At 69.7% G+C, this 15,518-nt stretch carries 14 protein-coding genes; 7 read left to right on the top strand and 7 right to left on the bottom strand.

Annotated elements, in window-relative coordinates:
- From BKN37_RS01070 to BKN37_RS01040, 7 genes are all read right to left on the bottom strand, one after another.
- The coding region (locus BKN37_RS01070) for an epoxide hydrolase family protein (protein WP_083341500.1) at positions 1-864 on the bottom strand (864 nt) is incomplete at its 3' end.
- Between the two features lie 13 nt (positions 865-877).
- Positions 878-1,258 (bottom strand): DUF1304 domain-containing protein, encoded by a 381-nt coding sequence (locus BKN37_RS01065; protein ID WP_071019934.1) that lies wholly within the window; start codon positions 1,256-1,258, stop codon positions 878-880.
- Positions 1,259-1,373: 115 nt separating this feature from the next.
- Positions 1,374-2,846, bottom strand: coding sequence for an acyl-CoA synthetase (locus tag BKN37_RS01060; RefSeq protein WP_071019930.1), 1,473 nt, complete (start codon positions 2,844-2,846; stop codon positions 1,374-1,376).
- The gene (locus BKN37_RS01055; protein ID WP_207547194.1) at positions 2,843-3,616 is read right to left on the bottom strand and encodes an SDR family NAD(P)-dependent oxidoreductase; all 774 of its coding nucleotides are present in this window, start codon (positions 3,614-3,616) and stop codon (positions 2,843-2,845) included. Before BKN37_RS01055 ends, BKN37_RS01060 begins: the two co-directional genes overlap by 4 nt.
- Positions 3,609-5,174 carry an AMP-binding protein gene (locus BKN37_RS01050; RefSeq protein ID WP_071019859.1) on the bottom strand — a complete coding sequence of 522 codons (1,566 nt, stop codon included), beginning with the start codon at positions 5,172-5,174 and terminating at the stop codon, positions 3,609-3,611. Before BKN37_RS01050 ends, BKN37_RS01055 begins: the two co-directional genes overlap by 8 nt.
- Positions 5,175-5,181: 7 nt before the next feature.
- Positions 5,182-5,913, bottom strand: coding sequence for a GntR family transcriptional regulator (locus BKN37_RS01045; RefSeq protein ID WP_071019856.1), 732 nt, complete (start codon positions 5,911-5,913; stop codon positions 5,182-5,184).
- A gap of 9 nt (positions 5,914-5,922) precedes the next feature.
- Positions 5,923-7,512, bottom strand: a complete 1,590-nt coding sequence (locus tag BKN37_RS01040) for a Vgb family protein (RefSeq protein ID WP_095406961.1) — start codon at positions 7,510-7,512, stop codon at positions 5,923-5,925.
- Between the two features lie 155 nt (positions 7,513-7,667).
- Between BKN37_RS01040 and BKN37_RS01035 the strand changes: the two genes are divergently transcribed.
- The 7 genes from BKN37_RS01035 to BKN37_RS01005 all read left to right on the top strand — a co-directional run bounded on the left by BKN37_RS01035 (position 7,668) and on the right by BKN37_RS01005 (position 15,450).
- Positions 7,668-8,528, top strand: a complete 861-nt coding sequence (locus BKN37_RS01035) for an SDR family NAD(P)-dependent oxidoreductase (protein WP_071019849.1) — start codon at positions 7,668-7,670, stop codon at positions 8,526-8,528.
- The gene (locus BKN37_RS01030; protein WP_242657032.1) at positions 8,525-9,898 is read left to right on the top strand and encodes an aromatic ring-hydroxylating oxygenase subunit alpha; all 1,374 of its coding nucleotides are present in this window, start codon (positions 8,525-8,527) and stop codon (positions 9,896-9,898) included. The genes BKN37_RS01035 and BKN37_RS01030 overlap by 4 nt, the downstream gene beginning before the upstream one ends.
- Complete coding sequence (locus BKN37_RS01025; RefSeq protein ID WP_071019843.1) at positions 9,895-11,076, top strand: LLM class flavin-dependent oxidoreductase; 1,182 nt, start codon at positions 9,895-9,897, stop codon at positions 11,074-11,076. The genes BKN37_RS01030 and BKN37_RS01025 overlap by 4 nt, the downstream gene beginning before the upstream one ends.
- Complete coding sequence (locus tag BKN37_RS01020) at positions 11,073-12,911, top strand: flavin-containing monooxygenase (RefSeq protein ID WP_071019839.1); 1,839 nt, start codon at positions 11,073-11,075, stop codon at positions 12,909-12,911. Before BKN37_RS01025 ends, BKN37_RS01020 begins: the two co-directional genes overlap by 4 nt.
- Positions 12,889-13,824: an SDR family NAD(P)-dependent oxidoreductase gene (locus tag BKN37_RS01015; RefSeq protein WP_071019835.1), complete on the top strand. Its 936-nt coding sequence runs from the start codon at positions 12,889-12,891 to the stop codon at positions 13,822-13,824. Before BKN37_RS01020 ends, BKN37_RS01015 begins: the two co-directional genes overlap by 23 nt.
- Entirely contained in the window at positions 13,817-14,995 is a 1,179-nt protein-coding gene (locus BKN37_RS01010; RefSeq protein ID WP_071019832.1) for a CaiB/BaiF CoA transferase family protein, read from the top strand. Before BKN37_RS01015 ends, BKN37_RS01010 begins: the two co-directional genes overlap by 8 nt.
- A gap of 251 nt (positions 14,996-15,246) precedes the next feature.
- The gene (locus BKN37_RS01005) at positions 15,247-15,450 is read left to right on the top strand and encodes a hypothetical protein (RefSeq protein ID WP_071019829.1); all 204 of its coding nucleotides are present in this window, start codon (positions 15,247-15,249) and stop codon (positions 15,448-15,450) included.
- Positions 15,451-15,518 lie beyond the last annotated feature (68 nt).

Genomic DNA, 15,518 nt, shown 5'->3' with positions numbered 1-15,518 from the left:
GTACAGCATCACGTTGTCCAGCAACTCGTCCCGGGTCAACGCGTTCTCGGGGTGCCCGGCGCAGTCGGTCCACGCCCAGAACTTCTCCACGATCCAGGCCAACTGCGCGACCGGCGAATCCACCAGCCCGTAGCCCAGCGTCTGCGGCCGGGTGGACTGCTGCTTGGAATAGCCGGTGCCCCAACGTTGGTGCTCTTTCATCGCGGCCAGCGCCGCGCGCTCGGCATCGGTGGGATCGCGCATCGCCTCGGCGGTCGGCATCGCGATCGGCATGTTGGTGTGAATCCCGACGCAGTGGCCGCCGTTGCGGCCGATCTGCGTGGTGACCGCCGCACCCCAGTCGCCGCCCTGCGCGCCGTAGCGCTCGTAGCCCAGCCGCGTCATCAACGTCTCCCAGGCCGCCGCGATCCGCTCGACGCCCCAGCCGGAACGCGACGGCTTGCCGGAAAAGCCGTAGCCGGGCAGCGACGGGCACACCACGTGAAAGGCGTCCTCGGCGCGCCCACCATGGGCGGTCGGGTCGGTGAGCGGCCCGATCACCTTGTGGAACTCCACGATCGAACCGGGCCAGCCGTGGGTGATGATCAGCGGGAACGCATCGGGATGCGGCGAGCGCTGGTGCACGAAATGAATAGGCAGCCCGTCGATCTCGGTGACGAACTGATCGAAACGGTTCAGCGCCGCCTCCCGTGCCCGCCAGTCGTAGCCGGCGGCCCAGTAGTCGGCCAGGTCGCGGACGTAGGCCAGCGGGATGCCCTGGCTCCAGTCGTCGACGCATTCGGCTTCGGGCCAGCGGGTGGCGGCCAGCCGCCGGCGCAGGTCGACCAGCACATCGTCGGGCACATCGATCCGAAACCGTTGGATATCCGCCATGGCGCTACCGCCCCAGCGCCAGCAGAATGATGGCGAGCAGCGGCAAGGTGCCTTGCACCGCGGCGGCCCGCGCCTTATCCGGCGACGAGGCCACCAGCACCAGCGCCGCGGCCGCCATCGACCCGACGCCCGCGAACACCAGCGCGGCGCCAACCGCGCGGTTCCCCAACGTGATCGCGCCGATCCCGACGGCGGTGACGATGGCCAGAAACAGGTTGTAGAACCCCTGGTTGAACGCCAGCGGTTTGGTGGTCTCGGCCTCCTCCGCGGTAGTGCCGAACGCGGCCCGGGTGCGCGGCGCGGTCCACCGCAGCGACTCCAGCACGAAAATGTAGACGTGCAGCACCGCGGCCAGCGCGGCGAAAATCAAACCGGCGACAAGCATGACCGCCATTTAACCCGCCGGCCGGGATACGTACGGGATAACCCTCGTCGAACGTGTACTCAGCGCGAAAAATCCGCCCGAAATTCGGGCTGAGTACACGCTCGGCGGCCCGGGCTCAGCCGCCCACCCGCGCCCGCAGCTCCCGTTTGAGCACCTTGCCGTAGCTGTTCTTGGGTAACTCCTCGACGAACACGTAGCGCTTGGGCCGTTTGAACCGGGCGATGCGCGCCAGCAGGTGCGCGTCCAAGGCGGACTCGTCGGCGCTGCCCACCACGAACGCGACCACGATCTCCCCCCACTCCGGGTCCGGCGCCCCGATCACCGCGGCCTCGGCGACACCGGGATGCTGCAGCAGCGCCTCCTCTACCTCCCGCGGGTAGATGTTGCTGCCGCCGCTGATCACCACGTCCTTGGAGCGGTCGTGCAGGGTGAGGTAGCCGCCGACGGCGAAGCAGCCCAGGTCTCCGGTGTGCAGCCAGCCGTCCCGCAGCGTCGCGGCGGTGGCGTCGGGATCGTTCCAATAGCCGGACATGACCACGTCGCCGCGGCACACGATCTCGCCGACCTCGCCGCACGCGGCCGGGATGCCGTCGTCACGCAACACCGCGACCTGCACCCCGGAGCGGGGGTAGCCGACCGACCCCAGCAGCGCCTCGTTGTCGGCGTCGTGGTCGGCGCGGGGCAGCCCGGTAATGGTCATCGGCGCCTCGCCCTGGCCGTAGATCTGGGCGAAGACCGGGCCGAACGCGGCCATCGCCTTCTTGAGGCTGTCGACATACATCGGGCCGCCGCCGTAGATGATCGTCCGCAGCTGACGCGGGCAGGCCCGGCCGGTCGCGATCAGCCGCTGCACCATGGTCGGCGCCAAAAAGGCGCTGCAGCCGCGATGCTGGTCGCACAGGTCGAGGAATTCGTCCGCGTCGAACCCGTGCGACGCCGGGATCACCTGCCGCGCACCGCGCGCGACATAGGCCGGAATGTAGAGGCCCGACCCGTGCGACATCGGTGCGGCGTGCACCAGGGCGCAGTCCTGGTCGGGGTCGTCGATATCGGCCAGGTGCGCGAGCGTCATCGCCATCAGGTTGCGGTGGCTGAGCATCGCGCCCTTGGCGCGCCCGGTGGTGCCGCTGGTGTAAAACAGCCACGCCAGCGTCGACGGGTCGGTGTCCGGCGGCGCGGCCGGATCCGCCGCGAGCCGACGCGAGTACGCCTCGGTGGCCACGGATTCCACCGGCACGTCGGTCACCGCGGCGAGCTGGGCGGCGATGGTCGGCGAGGCGAACACCTGCGCGACGCCGGCGTCGGTGAGGATCTGCGCCATCTCGCGGGGATGCAGCTTGTAGTTCAGCGGCACCGCCACCGCGTCGGCCGCCCAGATCCCGAAGAACAGCTCGACGATCTCCGGCCGGTTCTCGCTGGCGATCGCGATCCGCGCCCCCGGCGCGCCGCCCGCCCGCAGCGAGCCGGCCAGCCGCAGTGCCCGGTGCCGCAGCTCGGTCCAGCTGCAGTACCGGCGCGCCCCGTCGTAGACCGCGCCGGCGTCACCGAAGCGAACTGCGGCCTGATCCAGCACCGCGAACAGGTTCACGGCGTGGTCCATTGCGAGGTCAGGGCCCGCTCGGACAGGTATTTCGTGGAGCTCCAGCCGCCGTCGACCACGATGGTCTGCCCGTTGATGAAGCTGCCGCCGGGTGAGCACAGGAACGCCACCGTGTCCGCCACGTCATCGACGGTGCCCAACCGCTGGTGCGGGGTCATCTCGGTGTTGATGCGGCGGAACCGTTCGTCGGCCAGCCGGTGTTCGGTCATCGGGGTGCGGATCACGCCGGGCGCCACCGCATTACAGCGGATGCCCTGCGCCCCGTACTGGCAGGCCAGGTGGGTGGTCAGCGCGGTCAGCCCGCCCTTGGCCGCCGAGTAGGCCCCGCCGCGCAGCCCCCCCACCACCGCGAAGGTGGAGGTGATGTTGATGATCGCCGAGCCCGGCCGCATGTGCGGCAGCGCCTCGCGGGTCAACCGAAACGGGGCGCGCAGCATCAAACCCAGGAAATAGTCCAGGTTCTCGTCGTCGGTCTCGTGCAGCGGTTTGGGGCTGCCCGCGCCGGCATTGTTGACCAAGAAGTCGATCCGGCCCCACCGCTGCACCGCCGCCTCGACGATCCGCCGCGGCGCATCCTCGTCGAGCAGGTCGACGGCCAGGGTCGCGACGGCGTCGTGCGAGTGTTCCAACTCGGCCAGCCGCCCCCGGTCGCGTCCGGTGCCCAGCACCGCCATGCCCGCCTGCGCGAGCCGCACCGCGCAGCCCCACCCGATTCCGCTGCTCGCCCCGGTCACTACCGCTGTCTGCATATCACTCATCCGTTGCTGTCAGCATTGCCTTAATCCGCTGCTTCAATACCTTCCCGGCGTCGTTTTTGGGCAGCGCGTCCCAGAGCACCACCTGCTCGGGGGCTTTGAAGGTGGCCAGGCCGTGCGCCTGCAGGAAGCCGCGCAGCGCGGCGACATCCGGGCCCGGCGCCGCCGCGGGCACGACGACCGCGCAGGCGCGTTCGCCGGTGCGGGCATCGGGCAGGCCCACCACGGCCACCTCGGCCACCTCGGGATGCCCGACGAGAATGTCCTCGACTTCCTTGGGGGAGATGTTCTCCCCGCTGCGGATGATGAGGTCCTTGGCGCGGCCGGTGACGACCAGGAACTCGTCGTCGACCCAGCGGGCCAGATCCCCGGTGCAAAAGAAACCGTCCGCGTCGAACGCGTCGGCCGCATCCTCGGGGTGCCGGTAGCCGACCAGCATTTGCGGTCCACGCGCCCGGATTTCGCCGTCGACCAGCTTCACCTCGGCCAGCCCGGGCCGGCCGTCGGTGTCCGCGGCGCGGTCGCGGTCGGCGGGGCCCAGCGCGCCGACCGTGGTGACCGGCACCTCGGTGGAGCCGTACACCCGGGTGACCACGGCGCGCTCGAAATGGGCGGCCGCCCGCCGGATCAGGCCCGGCGACACCGAGGCGCCGCCGCAGACGAACAGTTTCAGATCGGGCAGCCGGGTCCCGGCCCGCTGCGCCGCGGCCAGCAGCTGATCCAGGAACGGCGTCGCCCCGGCGAGGTGGGTGCAGCGCTCGGCCTGCATCAGCGCCACCGCGGCCTCCGGGTTCCACCGGTCCATCAGCACCGCGGTGGTGCCGAGCAGCAGCGGGCACTCGAACGCGTAGATGGATCCGCCGATGTGCGCGATCGGGGACGGCACCAGAAACGTGTCGCCGAACTCGACCAGCCAGTGGTCCCGGATCTGGGTGATCAGCGCGTGAATCGAATTGTGGCTGTGCAGCACCCCTTTGGGGCGCCCGGTGGTGCCCGAGGTGTACATGATCATCCGCACCGCGTCCGGGTCGAGCGTGGGCAGCGGCTGGGCGGCGGGTCGGCGACCCAGCAGCGCCGCGTAGCCGTGCTCGCCGGGGCCGCCGCGCACCACCACGACCTCGGGCGGGGCAGCCAACTGGGCGGTCACCCGGTCCAGCATCGCGGGATAGTCGTAGCGGCCGGTGTCACCGGGTACGAAGATCATCCGGGTGGCGGCGTCGTCGAGGATGAACGCCAGCTCGCGATCCCGCAGCGACGGCAGGATCGGGTTGACGACCATCCCGGCCAGCGTCGCCCCGAGGTAGATGACCGCGGCCTCATGCCAATTCGGCAACATGAAGGACACCACGCTGCCGACCGGCATCCGCGCCAGCAGGGCCTGGGCCAGCGCCTCGGCCTGACTGTGCAGGGCCTGGCAGTCCAGCCGGCACGCCCCGTCGATCAGCGCGATACGCCGGGGCGCGCGCTGCGCGGCGTCGCGCAGCGTGTCGGCCAGCGTGGTTTTCACCCACCACCGGTGCGCGTAGGCGGCGGCCGCGCGGTCGTAGTCGCAGCGGTCCATCGGCGGCCTAGCCTCGCACTCGCCGCATGGTCATCGCGTGCCGGAACCGCGACGCCGGATGGGTGTTGATGGTGACCTGCGCGACCTCGCCGTCGGAGGTGGTGTAGGTGCGGCGCACTTCCAGCGCCGGGGTGCCCGGCTGGACCTTCAGGCCCGCCGCCAGCGGCGGCGAGATCAGCACCGCGGCGATCTCCTGATGCACCTCGACGATGTTCTGCCCGAACAGGTCCTCGATCAGCGGGAAGATCGGGCCCTCGTGGCGCTGCAGCAGTCGGCCCACCCCGGCGAAGGCCCGGTTGATGTAGTACTCGGTCCAGCACAGCGGAAAATCCGCGCCCTCGGCCTGCCGGTAGCCGCGCACCGCCAGCCAGGAGTCGCCGCTGGCCAGCCCGGTGCGGCCGGCCAACTCGTCGTCCACGGTGACCATGGCGCTGGATTCGATGGCGAAGCGGGCGCCGGTCGCAAACGCCAGCAGGTCGTTGATCGACATGACGTCTTGCACGTAGGAGTCCGAGGTGGGGCGGGGCACCACCAGGGTGCCCGCCCGCGGCCGCGATGCCACCAGGTTATCGTCCCGCAGCCGGCGCAGCGCCTCCCGCACGGTGTATCGGCTGACCGAAAACCGTTGACACAGCTCGTGTTCGGTGGGCAGCTGGGAGCCTACCGGGTAGACGCCGTCCACGATCTCCTTGCGCAGGGTGCGCGCCACCTGCAGGTAACGGTGGTCGTTGTCGGGCATCGGGCGCGCCTAGGTCCGTCGCAGCGCCAGCACGCTGCCCTCGGCGTCGGCCGACAGGTACAGGGTGCCGTCGGGTCCGGCCGCGAGCCCGGCGAACGGGCCCTGCGGCCCGGAGAACGGCGGCATGCCCCGCAACGGTTTGGGGGTCACCCCAGCCGGGGCGCCGACCGGCAGGTCGGCCGCGATGACGCGTCGGGTTTTGTGCTCCAGATCGAAGCCGATCAGGGTCTTGTCGCTGGCGTCGACGACGTAGAGCTGCCCGTCGTGCACCGCGATCCCGTGCGGGCGCGCCACACCGTCCAGCACGGGTTCGCTGCCCGACCCGGTCACCGCGACCACCCGCCCGGCCTCGGCGACCAGGCAGCCGCCGTCGGGGCCGATCGCCACCCCCACCGGATCGCTGAGCCCGGAGGCCAGCACCTCGACCTGCCCCGCCCGGATCGCCAGCAGCCGCCCGGTGCCGAATTCGGCCGCCACCGCCGCCCCGTCCGGGGCCAGCGCCACCCCGTAGAGCTGATCGAATCCGTCGGCCAGCACCTCGCTTTCCTGGCTGGCCGGTCGGTACCGCGCCACCTGGCCGCCGGAGGTGGTGACGACGAACTCGCCGGGCCCGGCCGGGGTCAGGCCGCGCAGAAAACCCGGGTAGCCCGGGCTGAACAGCATGCCCACCGTGTGCAGCGCCCGGTCGCGGCCCAGCGCGTAGCAGTAGGTGCCGTCGGCGATGTGCAGGGTGCCGTCGCGGCCCACCGCCAGATCCAGCGGCCAGTTCAACCCGCCCGGCAGCACGGTGCGGATCTGCCCGTCGGCCAGGATTTCGGTGATCTCGCCGGTGAAATTCGAGACCAGCAACCGGTCGCCGACGAACGTCAGGTTGTCCAGGCCCGGGTTCAGCTCGGCCAGCACGGTGCGCGCCCCGCTACGCGGATCGATCCGCAGCACCTGGCCGCTGTGCACCTGGGTCGACACCAGCTGGCCGTCGGCGTCGAATTTCACCGCGTCGGGCACGCCCAGGTCGGCGGCGACGCGCTGCGGCTCGCCGCCGTCCGGGTCGATGCGCCAGATCTCGTTGGCGCCCATCACCGGGAAGTACAACAGGCCGTCGGGCCCGACCTCCATGGCGTTGGGGGAGGGCACGTTGTCCAACAGCACCCGCGGCGCACCGCCGTTCAGGTCGAGTTCGAGCAGCCGCCCGCCCTCCCGGCATTCGCCGATGAACAACCGGCCCCGATGCACGGTGATGCCGTTGGCCGACGGCACGTCGTCGCGCAGCACCCGGGCGCGGCCCGCGGTGTCCAGCACGCTCACCCGCCCGTCCATCACCTCGGTGGCGTACAGGTTGCCGGCCGGGTCGAAGGCCACATCGTCGGGCGCGATGATGTCGCCGCCCTTGGCGCTGATGGTCGCCAGCGCACCGGTCGCTAGGTTCAGCGCGCTGATCTGGCTGCCGGTGACCTGCGCGACGTAGACGCGGCCGTCGGCGCCGGTGCGCAGACCGTTCGCGCCGAACAGCCGGCTCGGCGGGGTCAGCCGCTGCAGCTGCCAGCCCTCGGCGAGGCGGGGCGCCGCCGGGGCGGCGTAGCGGCTGTCCGGCTGCGGCATGCGTGTTCCGACCGTCATCGCTCGCACGTTAGCAAGCGGTATTGGTCCAGACAATAACGCCACCCGCCCAAAATTCACCCCTTGACGCCAGGATCAGCTGTAGAGAATCATATTCTCAATCCAATGCACACAACTACCTGGTCCGGACAAATACTTTGGGTGAGAACGATCTGCTGAGCCTCGACGGCCGCGTCGTCGTGGTGTCGGGCGCCGGTGGCGGCGGAATCGGCACCACGGTGACCCGCATGGTCGCCGAGGCCGGGGCCACCGTCGTCGCGGTGAGCCGATGTCGGGACAACCTCGACCGGCACCTCGGGCCCCTGGTCGACCGGGGCCTGCCGATCGTGCCGACGGTCGCCGACGCCGCCACCGACGACGGCATCGCCGCGGTGCTGGAGCAGGCCCGCGCCGCCGCCGGCGAGCTGTACGGGCTGGTGAACGTGGCCGGCGGGGCCGCGCCGGCGACCTGGAGGCCGTGCACCCGGGTGCGCCGCGCGGACTGGCGGGCGTTGTTCACCGACAACCTCGAGACCATGTTCTTCATGAGCCAGGCGGTGGCCGCCGAACTGGTCGCGCAGCGCCGGCCCGGCTCGATCGTGTCGATCTCGTCGATCAGCGGAATGAACACCGCGCCGTTTCACATCGGCTACGGCACCGCGAAGGCGGCGGTGGTGGCGGCGACCCGCACCATGGCCGTTGAACTCGCCGGCCACCGGATCCGGGTCAACGCGGTGGCACCCGGGGTGACCGAGACGGCGGCGTCGGCCACCTACGTCGACGCCGACCCCGACCGCGACCGGCGGGCGATCGCGATGGGGCGCCGCGGCCGCCCCGACGAACAGGCCGGCGCCATCCTGTTTCTGCTGTCGGACCTGTCGAGCTACATCACCGGCCAGACCCTGCTGGTCGACGGTGGGCTGGACCTCAAATGGACACATCTGGGCGCGGACAACACCTCGCTGTTCCTCAAGGACGAAGCCTTCCGCGCCGCCATCACCCGTTGGGAGGAACCGTGACCGATTCCGACGAGCTGTCCGCACCGACGACGATCGGGGTCGAGGCCTACACCTGCCCGGACTACGCCCGCGCCGAGCGGGACCGGCTGTGGCGCAAGGTGTGGCAGCAGGTCGGTCGGGTCGAAGAGCTGCCCGAGGTGGGCAGCTACCTCACCTACGACATCCTCGACGATTCGATCATCGTGGTGCGCACCGGCGCCGACGAATTCCGAGCACACCACAACGTCTGCATGCACCGCGGCCGGCGGCTGGTCGACACCCCGGCGGGGGCCAAGAACGCCTGTGATCGGACCCGCAAGTCGTTCGTGTGCGGGTTTCACGGCTGGACCTACGACCTGACCGGGGCGTGCACCCACATCCGGGAGCGCCCGGACTGGCAGGGCGCGCTCACCGCGGACAACACCCACCTCGCCTCGGTCAACGTCGACACCTGGGGCGGTTGGCTGTGGATCAACATGGACCCGGACTGCGAACCGTTGGCCGACTACCTGTTTCCGGCCGCCAAGATCCTCGACCCGTTCGGATTGCAGAACATGCGCTACAAGTGGCGCAAGTGGCTGAACTTCGACTGCAACTGGAAGGTCGCGATGGAGGCCTTCAACGAGACCTACCACGTCTATACCACCCACCCGGAGTTCAACAGGTTCGGCGAATTCAAGGGCTGGGCCAAGGCGCAGGGCAAACACTCCAACATCGGCTACGACGCACCCGACGACCTGGAGGAAACCAAGTCGAAGATCCGGTTGGGCACCGGGGATCCGCGGATCTCCACCGCGCAGATGCAGGTCTACACCATGGAGGAGACCAACGCGACGACCACGCAGACGCTGGTGAACGCGGCGCTGCGGCTGGTCGACGAGTTGCCCGAGGGCACCCCCGCCGACCAGGTGCTTGAGCACTGGTTGTCCTCGGCGCGCCGGGATGACGAGGCGCGCGGCGTGATCTGGCCGACCATCCCGGCCGACATCCTGGGCCAAAGCGGCACCGCCTGGCAGATCTTCCCGAACTTCCAGATCGGGCAGGGCCTGACCAGCGCGCTGTGCTACAGCGCCCGTCCGGACCCCGGCTACAACCCGGACAAGTGCATCTTCGAAGTGTCGGTCTTCGAGCTGTACCCGAAAGGCGAAGAGCCGCACACCCAATGGGAGTACACCCCGGTCGGCGACCCGCGCTGGCGGTCGGTGCTGCCCCAGGACTTCTCCAATATGGCCGCGGTGCAGCGGGGCATGAAATCGCTGGGTTGCCCGGGCACCAAACCCAACCCGTACCGGGAACGGGCCACGGTCAACCTGCACCACCAACTATCGAAGTACATGGGTACCGGCGACCCACAGCAACTGCCGACCTCAACCGAAGGGAACGAGCGATGAAAGTCAACCTGGGCACCGGTGCGCAGAACTCGCAGGACTGGGAACGCGTCCTGGCCGGCGATTTCTCGACACCGCCGGCCACCCCGGACTACAAATGCGTGCAAGCCGCGCTGGCGCTGGGGGATCTGGCCGAGCCGCTGGGCTTCGACGGCATCTGGTTCCCGGAACACTGCGGCACCCCGTACGGGATGACCCCCAACCCGATTCAGGCGCTCACCTACTTCGCCGGGCGCACCGAGCGGGTCGGCCTGGGCACCTTCGTCGTGGTGGCGCCGTGGTGGCATCCGGTCCGGCTGGCCCACCAGATCGCCTACCTGGACATCGTCTCGGGCGGCCGCTACACCACCATCGGGATCGGGCGCGGCGTGTCCAAGGGCGAATTCGAGGCCGTCGGGGTGCCCCGCGAGGAAAGCCGGCAACGGTTCAACGAAACCCTCGACATCTTGCAGTTGGCGTTCTCCGGGGAGCGGTTCTCCTACGACGGGGAGATCTTTAAGGTCCCGGAGATGTCGCTGCGGCCGGCGCCGCTCAGCGACGACCTGTTCTCCCGCATCTACAGCTCGTCGTCGACCGCGGAATCGTTGGAGATACTGGCGCGGCGCGGCATGGTGCCGCTGTTCGTCGGCAACAAGCCGATCTGGGATGCCGGGGCCGAGGTGCAAAAGGTCAACACCTTCCGCGCCGAAGAGGGTCTGCCGCCGTGCCAGCCCAAGAACGTGATGTTCATGTACTGCGTCGCCAACGAGGCCGACGCGGCCAAGACCGAAGAGTGGATCTGGACCGCCAACCGGGATGTCACGGTGCACTACGGTTTCGCCGACGCCTCGAACTTCAAGGGCGTCAAGGGGTACGAGGCCTATGCCGCCCGGGAGGCCAGCGCGACCGCGGTGCTGGCCTCGGCGGTCACCGGCGACGGGAAGCCGCCCGCGCAGAAGACCCCCGGCTACCACGCGTCGAACCTGCTGATCGGGACCCCCGAGGAAATCCTCAAGCGGATCACCGCCGCCCAGGAGGCGTGCTCGTTCTCGGAGATGACGATCGTCCCGCAGTTCGGCACCATGCCCTACGAGGACGCCATGGCCAGCACCAAACTGTTCGCCCAGGAGGTGCTGCCCGAGGTGCACAAGATGGAGGCGCCGCTGCACCCGGCCGCGCTGCCGGAGAAGTCGCTGGCATGACCGACAGCTGCCCGCCCACGCAGACGCCCGACGACATCGACATCGACGCGCTGCGGGAGAAATACCGGGCCGAACGCGAGAAGCGGCTGCGCGCCGAAGGTTCCAAACAGTACGTGGAACTGTCCGACGATTTCGCCGGCTACTACGAAACCGATCCGCATTCACCGCCGCTGGTCCGCGACGCGATCTCGGCCGACATCGACGTCGCGGTTCTCGGCGGCGGCTTCGGGGGGCTGCTGACCGCCGCCCACCTCAAAAAGGCCGGCGTCGACGATGTGCGGATCATCGAGTTGGGCGGCGATTTCGGCGGGGTGTGGTACTGGAACCGCTATCCGGGCATCCAGTGCGACAACGAATCCTACTGCTACATCCCGATGCTCGAAGAGCTCGACTACATGCCGAGCAAGAAGTTCGCCGACGGCGCCGAGATCTACGAGCACTGCCGCCGGATCGCCAAGCACTTCGGCCTCTACGATTCCGCGATCCTGTCCACCCAGGTGCGCAACCTGCGGTGGGACGGCGAGATCAACCGGTGGCGGATCGGCACCAACCGCGACGACGACCTGCGGGCCCGGTTCGTGGTGCTGGCGTCCGGGCCGTTCCACCGGCCCAAACTGCCGGGTATCCCTGGCATCCAGGACTTCAAGGGGCATTGCTTTCACTCGTCGCGGTGGGACTACGACTACACCGGCGGGGACGCCACCGGCGGACTGGACAAGCTGGCCGACAAGCGCGTCGCCATCATCGGTACCGGGGCCACGGCGATTCAGATCGTGCCGTTTCTGGGCCGCGCGGCCAAGCAGTTGTACGTGTTTCAGCGCACGCCGTCGACGGTCGACGTGCGCAACAATGCGCCGACCGACCCGGACTGGGCGAACTCGCTGCAGCCGGGCTGGCAAGCCGAGCGGCAGCGCAACTTTCATGCTTGGACGTTCGAGGGGATGGCGCTGGGCCAGCCGGACCTGGTGTGCGACTTCTGGACCGAACTCGGGCGCAACACCGCCGCCCGGGTGCTGGCCCTGGACGATCCCGCGTCGCTGACCCCCGAGCAGTTCATGGCGATTCGGGAGGAGGAAGACTACAAGGTCATGGAGCGGCTGCGCCGCCGCGTCGACAGCATCGTCGACGACGCCGAAACGGCGGAGGCGCTCAAGCCCTACTACCGGTTCCTGTGTAAGAGACCGCTTTCCAATGACGAGTACCTGCCCACCTTCAACCGCCCCAACGTGACGCTGGTGGACGTGTCGGCCACCAAGGGGGTGGAACGGGTCACCGAGAAGGGGCTGGTGGCAGGCGGCGTCGAGTACGAGGTCGACTGCATCATCTACGCCAGCGGCTTCGAGATCACCACCGAGATCTCGCGCCGCTATTCCATCGACGCGATCGAGGGCCGCGACGGGTTGTCGCTGTACGACTACTGGCGAGACGGGTACAAAACCTTCCACGGCATGACCAGCCACGGCTTCCCCAATCAGTTCTACACCGGCTTCACCCAGGTGGGTATCTCGGCGAACATCTCGGCGAACTACGAACTGCAGGGCGAGCACATCGCGCACATCATCGCCGAGGCGCTCAAGCGCGGCGCCACCACCGTCGAGCCCAGCCAGCAGGCCCAGGACCAGTGGTGCCAGACGATCCGGGAGACCGCGATCGACAATTCGGCGTTCGATCAAGCCTGCACGCCGGGCTATTACAACAACGAAGGCGGCGGCGGGGGCGAGGGCATCCGGTCGCATCTGGGCGAACCGTACGGGCCCGGCTTCTACGCGTTCGGCGACCTGCTGCAGCAATGGCGCGACAAAGGCGATCTCGATGGCCTCATCCTGGGAACCTGAGCTGCGCTTCGATGACCGCGTCGCCGTCATCACCGGCGCCGGCCGCGGGCTGGGCCGCGCCTACGCGCTGCTGCTGGCGTCGCGGGGCGCCAAGGTCGTCGTCAACGACCCCGGCGGCAGCCTGGGCGGCGACGGCACCGACACCGGCCCCGCCGAGCAGGTGGTCGCCGAGATCACCGCGGCCGGCGGCGAGGCCGTCGCCTGCACCGAGTCGGTGGCCACCGCGGCCGGCGGTGCGGCGATCGCCGCGGCGGCGCTGGACCGCTACGGCCGCCTCGACATCCTCATCCACAACGCCGGCACCGTGCGGCGCGGCTCGCTGCTCGAGATGAGCTACGCGGATTTCGACGCCGTCGTCGACGTCCACCTGCGCGGGGCGTTTCACGTTGTCCGCCCGGCGTTTCCGGCCATGTGCGCGGCGGGCTACGGCCGCATCGTGTTGACCTCGTCGATCGGCGGCCTGTACGGCAACCACGGGGTGGCCAACTACGCGGTCGCCAAGGCCGGCCTGATCGGGCTGTCCAACGTGGCCGCGTTGGAAGGCGCCGCGTCCGGGGTGCGCTGCAACATCATCGTGCCGGCCGCCGACACCCGGATGGCCGAGGGCATCGACACCTCGGCCTACCCGCCGTGGGGCCCGGAGCTGGTGGCGCCGGCGGTGGGCTGGCTGGCCCACGAATCCTGTTCGGTCAGCGGCGAAATGCTGATCGCGATCGCCGGGCGGGTGGCGCGGGCCGTCCTCGCCGAAACCCCGGGCGTGTATCGGCCGTCGTGGTCGATCGAGCAGGTCGGTGCGGACCTGGCCGCGATCCGGGACGTCAGCGCTCCGGTGATCTTTCCGGTGGTGCCCGACGGGCACGTCGACCACATCCGGTACAGCTTCGCGATGGCCGAAGGAGCACAGCATGGCTAGGCCCACCGACCGGACCGGGCCGCTGGCCGGGCTGCGGGTGATCGACCTGACCGCGATGGTGATGGGACCGTACTGCACCCAGATCATGGCCGATATGGGCGCCGACGTGATCAAGGTCGAATCCCCCGACGGCGACACCACCCGCTACATCTCGGTCGGGCCGGCGCCGGCGATGAGCGGGGTGTTCGTCAACGTCAACCGCGGCAAGCGCAGCGTGGTGCTGGACCTGCACACCGACGCCGGGAAAACCGCGCTGCGGGCGTTGATCGGCACCGCCGACGTGTTCATCCATTCGATGCGGGCCAAGGCGATCACCAAGCTCGGCTTCGGCTACGAGCAGGTCGCGGCGCTCAACCCGGGGATCGTGTACACCAACTGCTACGGCTACGGCCGGCGTGGGCCGGGCCGCGACCTGCCCGCCTATGACGACACCATCCAGGCCGAATGCGGGCTGCCGGCCGTCCAGCAGCAGCTGACCGGGGAGGCCAGCTATGTCGGCACCATCATGGCGGACAAGGTCGCCGGGCTCACCGCGCTGTACGCCACCATGATGGCGCTGTTCCACCGGGAGCGGACCGGGGAGGGCCAGGAGGTGGAGGCCGCCATGTTCGAGACGATGGCGTCGTTCATGCTGGTCGAACACGCCAACGGCGCCATCTTCGACCCGCCGCTGGGCCCGGCGGGCTATCCGCGGGCGCTGGCCCCCAACCGCCGCCCGTATGCCACCAGCGACGGCCAGATCGCCGCGCTGATCTACAACGACAAACACTGGAACGCGTTTATCGGCGCGGTGCAGCCGCCGTGGGCCAGCGCCCGGTACGCCACCGTGCAGCGCCGGGCCCGCGAGATCGACACCGTCTACGCGCTGCTGGCCGAGACGCTGCGGGAACGCAGCACCGCGGACTGGCTGGCGCTGTTCCGTGAGCTGGAGATCCCCGCGGCGCCGCTGCACACCCCCGGGGCGCTGTTCGACCATCCGCACCTGAACGCGGTCGGTTTTTTCGAGACGGTGGACTCCCCGCACGGGGCGGTGCGGTTTCCCGGTGTGCCGACCTGGTTTTCGCGCACCCCGGGCCGCGTGGCGGGCCCCGCCCCGGAGCTGGGGGCCGACACGGCCGCGGTGCTGGAGGAACTCGGGCTGGCCGCCGAGCCGGCGCGCGGCGCGGGATAGCTTTGTCCACAGCTCGGGTGGGTGGCCGATTGACGGGCCCGGGCCGCGGTGCCAGCATGGAACGAACGTTGGCTCACGGGTATCTGGACCGAGGAGGTGAGGGCGAGATTGTGTCGCAGCGATAGTCCACATCCGTGTTTGACCGCAGTTTCGGCCCGACCCGGTCCGGGTACCCCTGTTCTCGGCTGAGCCCGAGCCGTCGCCGTCGCGCGACTTTTCCGACCGGACGGGCCTCCGGACAGGAGAAGGCCATGGATTTTGTTCTGCACCGCCCCGTTTCGGCCCGGTGCTCCGCGGTGTTGCGGCAGGCAGGTCGCCGCGCGGCCGGCCGGCTGCGGGCCTGGCGGCATCTGACGCCGCAGCAGCGGGCCGACCTGTACGTGTCGCGGATGCCGCCCGCGGTGATCACCGCCTCGCTGGGCGGGCACCCGCTGCGCGCGCCGGGGCGGGATTAGGTTGCGGGGGTGGAGGATAAAGATCGCGCCGACTATGCGGATTCATACGCGATACGCCTGGGCGTATG

It is taken from the genome of Mycobacterium talmoniae (assembly GCF_001854525.1).
Classification (GTDB): Bacteria; Actinomycetota; Actinomycetes; order Mycobacteriales; family Mycobacteriaceae; genus Mycobacterium; species Mycobacterium talmoniae.
The sequence above is the reverse complement of the archived record's forward strand: the minus strand, read 5'-3'. Positions and strand labels throughout refer to the sequence as shown.